Genomic DNA, 4,308 nt, shown 5'->3' with positions numbered 1-4,308 from the left:
TAAGAGACAGCCACCGACCTCTTCGCCGATCTCCTCGTCGCCGTGCTGAGCGGCCACCGCCCCGTTCACTCGATGCTCCGCCACACCCGCGGCCGCGCCTACGACGAGCTGGCCTGGCTGGCTGAACGCGGCCCTCTGCGCACGCGCGGTGCCCGTCCCGTCGTCCGCGACATCGGCTGGTTCGAACCCCGCCCGGGCGCCATCGAGGCCTTCGCCCGTGTCGGTGCCGGCGACCGGCTGCGCGCCATGGCCTTCCGCCTGGAACTCGGGCAGGACCGCCGGTGGCGCTGCACGGCGGTCGAACTCGGCGGCCCCCGCCCGCCTCGCCCGGAAGCCGACTGAGGCCGTCAAGCCGAAGGGCCGGACACCTTCAGATGTCCGGCCCGTCAACCCACCACGGCGCCTCGGCGACCGCCACTCCATGCGGCGCCCACGGTCGGCAGAGACCGTCGAAGCCGAAGGGCCGGACACCCTCAGGTGTCCGGCCCGTCAAGCCGCTACGGCGCCTCGGCGACCGTCACTTCTTGCGGCGACCACGGCTCCGCGCCTGCTTGCGCCGCTCCGCGCGCGTCAGGCCGTCGGCCTCGGAGCGCACCGGCTCGCCGTCCTCGGTGAAGTCGCCCTCGATGGTGCCGCCCTCGCCGTCGACCGTCGGCGCGGAGAAGTGGAGGTTGCGCCGCTGCGGGGCGTCGAGCCCCTTGGCGCGGATCTCCGGCCGGGAGCCCGCCTGCGCCGGCACCGCGTCCTGCTTCTCCAGGTCGGCCACCGGCTTGGTGTCCTCGACCGGGACCTCCTCGACCTGCTGCTCGACCTGGACCTCCAGGTTGAACAGGTAGCCGACGGACTCCTCCTTGATGCCCTCCATCATCGCGGTGAACATGTCGAAGCCCTCACGCTGGTACTCGACCAGCGGGTCCTTCTGCGCCATGGCGCGCAGGCCGATGCCCTCCTGGAGGTAGTCCATCTCGTAGAGGTGCTCGCGCCACTTGCGGTCCAGGACCGACAGCACGACCCGGCGCTCCAGCTCCCGCATGATCTCGGAGCCGAGCTGGTCCTCACGCGCCTGGTACTGCTCGCGGATGTCGTCCTTGATGGAGTCACCGATGAACTCGGCGGTCAGCCCGGCCCGGTCGCCGGCCGCCTCCTCCAGCTCCTCGACCGTGATGTTGCACGGGTAGAGCTGCTTGAAGGCGCCCCACAGCCGGTCGAGGTCCCAGTCCTCGGGGAAGCCCTCGGCGGTCTCGGCCTCGACGTAGGCGTCGATGGTGTCGTCCATGAAGTGCTGCACCTGCTCGTGCAGGTCCTCACCCTCCAGGACGCGGCGCCGCTCGCCGTAGATGACCTCGCGCTGGCGGTTGAGGACCTCGTCGTACTTCAGGACGTTCTTACGCGTCTCGAAGTTCTGCTGCTCGACCTGCGACTGGGCGGAGGCGATCGCGCGCGTGACCATCTTGTTCTCGATCGGCACGTCGTCCGGGACGTTCGCCATCGACATCACGCGCTCGACCATCTGGGCCTTGAACAGGCGCATCAGGTCATCGCCGAGGGACAGGTAGAACCGGGACTCGCCCGGGTCGCCCTGACGGCCGGAACGACCGCGCAGCTGGTTGTCGATGCGCCGCGACTCGTGCCGTTCGGTGCCCAGCACGTAGAGCCCGCCGAGCTTCTCGACCTCGTCCTTCTCGTTCTGGACGGCCTTCTCGGCCCGCTTGAGCGCCTCGGGCAGGGAGTGCGCCCACTCCTCGATGTGCTCCTCGGGGTCGAGGCCGCGCTGGCGCAGCTCCGCCTCGGCGAGGTCCTCGGGGTTGCCGCCGAGCTTGATGTCCGTACCACGGCCGGCCATGTTGGTGGCCACCGTGACGGCGCCCTTGCGGCCGGCCTGGGCGACGATCGTCGCCTCCCGGTCGTGCTGCTTGGCGTTCAGCACCTCGTGCTGGATGCCGCGCTTGCTGAGCTGCTGCGAGAGGTACTCGGACTTCTCGACGGAGGTCGTGCCGACGAGGATCGGCTGCCCCTTGCGGTGCTTCTCCTCGATGTCGTCGACGACCGCCTCGAACTTGGCGACCTCGGTCCGGTAGATCAGGTCCGACTGGTCCTTGCGGACCATCGGCCGGTTGGTCGGGATCGGCACCACGCCGAGCTTGTAGATCTGGTGGAACTCGGCGGCCTCGGTCATGGCCGTACCGGTCATGCCGCACAGGCCGGGCTGTTCCTTGTCGTTGTGGTCGTGGCGCTTGTAGAGGCGGAAGAAGTTCTGCAGGGTGATCGTGGCGAGCGTCTGGTTCTCGTCCTTGATCGGCACCGCTTCCTTGGCCTCGATGGCCTGGTGCATGCCCTCGTTGTATCGGCGGCCCGCGAGGATACGTCCGGTGTGCTCGTCGACGATCATGACCTCGTCGTCGATGATGACGTAGTCCTTGTCCTTCTTGAAGAGCTCCTTGGCCTTGATGGCGTTGTTCAGGTAGCCCACCAGCGGCGTGTTCACCGACTCGTAGAGGTTGTCGATGCCCAGCCAGTCCTCGACCTTGGCGACACCGGACTCGTGGATGGCGACCGTGCGCTTCTTCTCGTCGACGTCGTAGTCGCCGGTCTCCTCGATGCCCTTGAGCGGCTGGCCGGCCTCGCCGCGCTTGAGGCGCTTCACCAGCTTGGCGAAGTCCCCGTACCACTTGGTGGCCTGGTCGGCCGGGCCGGAGATGATCAGCGGCGTACGGGCCTCGTCGATGAGGATCGAGTCGACCTCGTCGACGATGGCGAAGTTGTGGCCGCGCTGGACGAGCTCGTCCTGGGACCACGCCATGTTGTCGCGCAGGTAGTCGAAGCCGAACTCGTTGTTCGTGCCGTACGTGATGTCGCAGGCGTACTGCTCGCGGCGCTGAGCCGGCGTCATGTTGGCGAGGATGCAGCCGACCTCCAGCCCCAGGAACCGGTGGACGCGGCCCATCATCTCGGAGTCGCGCTCGGCCAGGTAGTCGTTGACCGTGATGATGTGGACGCCCTTGCCGGACAGGGCGTTGAGATATGCCGGCAGGGTGCCGACGAGGGTCTTGCCCTCACCGGTCTTCATCTCGGCCACGTAGCCCATGTGCAGGGCCGCGCCGCCCATCATCTGCACGTCGTAGTGACGCTGGCCGAGGACCCGCTTGGCGGCCTCGCGGACGGTGGCGAACGCCTCGGGCAGCAGGTCGTCCAGGGTCTCGCCGTCGGCGTAGCGCTGCTTGTACTCATCGGTGAGGGCGCGCAGCTCGGCGTCGGAGAGGTCGACGAAGTCCTCTTCGATGGAGTTGACCTGGTCCGCGATGCGGTGCAGCTTGCGCAGGATCTTGCCTTCGCCTGCACGCATGATCTTCGAGAGGACGGACACGGGGGTTGGTCTCCTTGCCGGTCGGGCCTAGGACGGTCGGTTACCACTTGACTTACTGAGCAACGGCCATCGTATGCGAGGACCCCGCCGCGCCGGGAGGGCCTGCCGTGACGGCGACCGTCCGCTGCTTCGATTCTGATTCACGTCTGCTTCGCGATTCACGTCTGCTTCGAGATCGACGCCTGCTTGGAGATTCACGCTGCTTCATAGGGGACAACGTGCGGCCCCCTCGGATAGTGCCGCACCTCTCCGCCGCATCGCACACCCCGTGATCAATCCTTCACTCAGGGCAAACAGAAGACATCACGGCCTGCCTCCGAGCAGAATCGCCCGATGGAACCCGTCACCCTCACCACGGACCGTCTCGTGATGCGCGCGGTGGGGCCCCAGGACACCGACGCGGTGTACGAGGCCTGCCAGGACCCCGAGATCCAGCGCTGGACCACGATCCCCTCGCCCTACCTGCGCGAGCACGCCCAGAGCTTCACGGAACAACTGGTCCCGGACGGCTGGAGGGACGGTTCCATGTTCACCTTCGGCGTCTTCCTGCACTCCGGTCAACTGACGGGCATGCTCGGCATCACGATGCGCGCCCTGGGAATGGGCGAGATCGGCTTCTGGGCCGCCGAGCAGCACCGGGCCAACGGCTACGTCACCGAAGCCGCGCTCACCGCCTGCCGCTGGTCCTTCACCCGCGCCGCACTCGACCGTGTCGAATGGCGCGCCGAGGTGGGCAACCGCGCCTCCCGCGCGGTGGCGGAGCGAGCGGGCTTCACGATCGAGGGCACGCTGCGCTCCGCGACGAACAACAAGGGAGTACGACGGGACACATGGGTGGGCTCGCTGCTCCCCTCGGACCTGGGTCTCCCGTCGACGGCGCCGTACCTGCCGGCACGCTGACTTCCTCGGCCGTTCCGACGAACCCGCAGGCCACCCCCGTTGTC

At 68.0% G+C, this 4,308-nt stretch carries 2 protein-coding genes and 1 pseudogene; 2 read left to right on the top strand and 1 reads right to left on the bottom strand.

The genetic code is table 11. The annotated features are described in order from the left end of the window. Nucleotides 1-12: 12 nt before the first annotated feature. Nucleotides 13-342 (top strand): annotated as a pseudogene (locus C1J00_RS39015) (Rv3235 family protein); the annotation flags it as partial. Between the two features lie 175 nt (nucleotides 343-517). Here the strand turns inward: C1J00_RS39015 and secA are convergent. Next, complete coding sequence (gene secA, locus C1J00_RS39010; protein ID WP_102913611.1) at nucleotides 518-3,364, bottom strand: preprotein translocase subunit SecA; 2,847 nt, start codon at nucleotides 3,362-3,364, stop codon at nucleotides 518-520. Between the two features lie 333 nt (nucleotides 3,365-3,697). Here secA and C1J00_RS39005 point away from each other — a divergent pair, with 333 nt between their 5' ends. Next, the gene (locus C1J00_RS39005; protein ID WP_102913610.1) at nucleotides 3,698-4,264 is read left to right on the top strand and encodes a GNAT family N-acetyltransferase; all 567 of its coding nucleotides are present in this window, start codon (nucleotides 3,698-3,700) and stop codon (nucleotides 4,262-4,264) included. Nucleotides 4,265-4,308: the final 44 nt, after the last annotated feature.

Origin of the sequence: Streptomyces cahuitamycinicus, from assembly GCF_002891435.1 — a bacterium.
Lineage (GTDB): Bacteria > Actinomycetota > Actinomycetes > Streptomycetales > Streptomycetaceae > Streptomyces > Streptomyces cahuitamycinicus.
Note: the sequence above shows the minus strand (reverse complement) of the source record. Positions and strands in the feature narration are given on the sequence as shown.

Coding starts and splice junctions, on each gene's coding strand:
- C1J00_RS39005 (WP_102913610.1), top strand. CDS start 3,698: ATGGAACCCGTCACCCTCACCACGGACCGTCTCGTGATGCGCGCGGTG.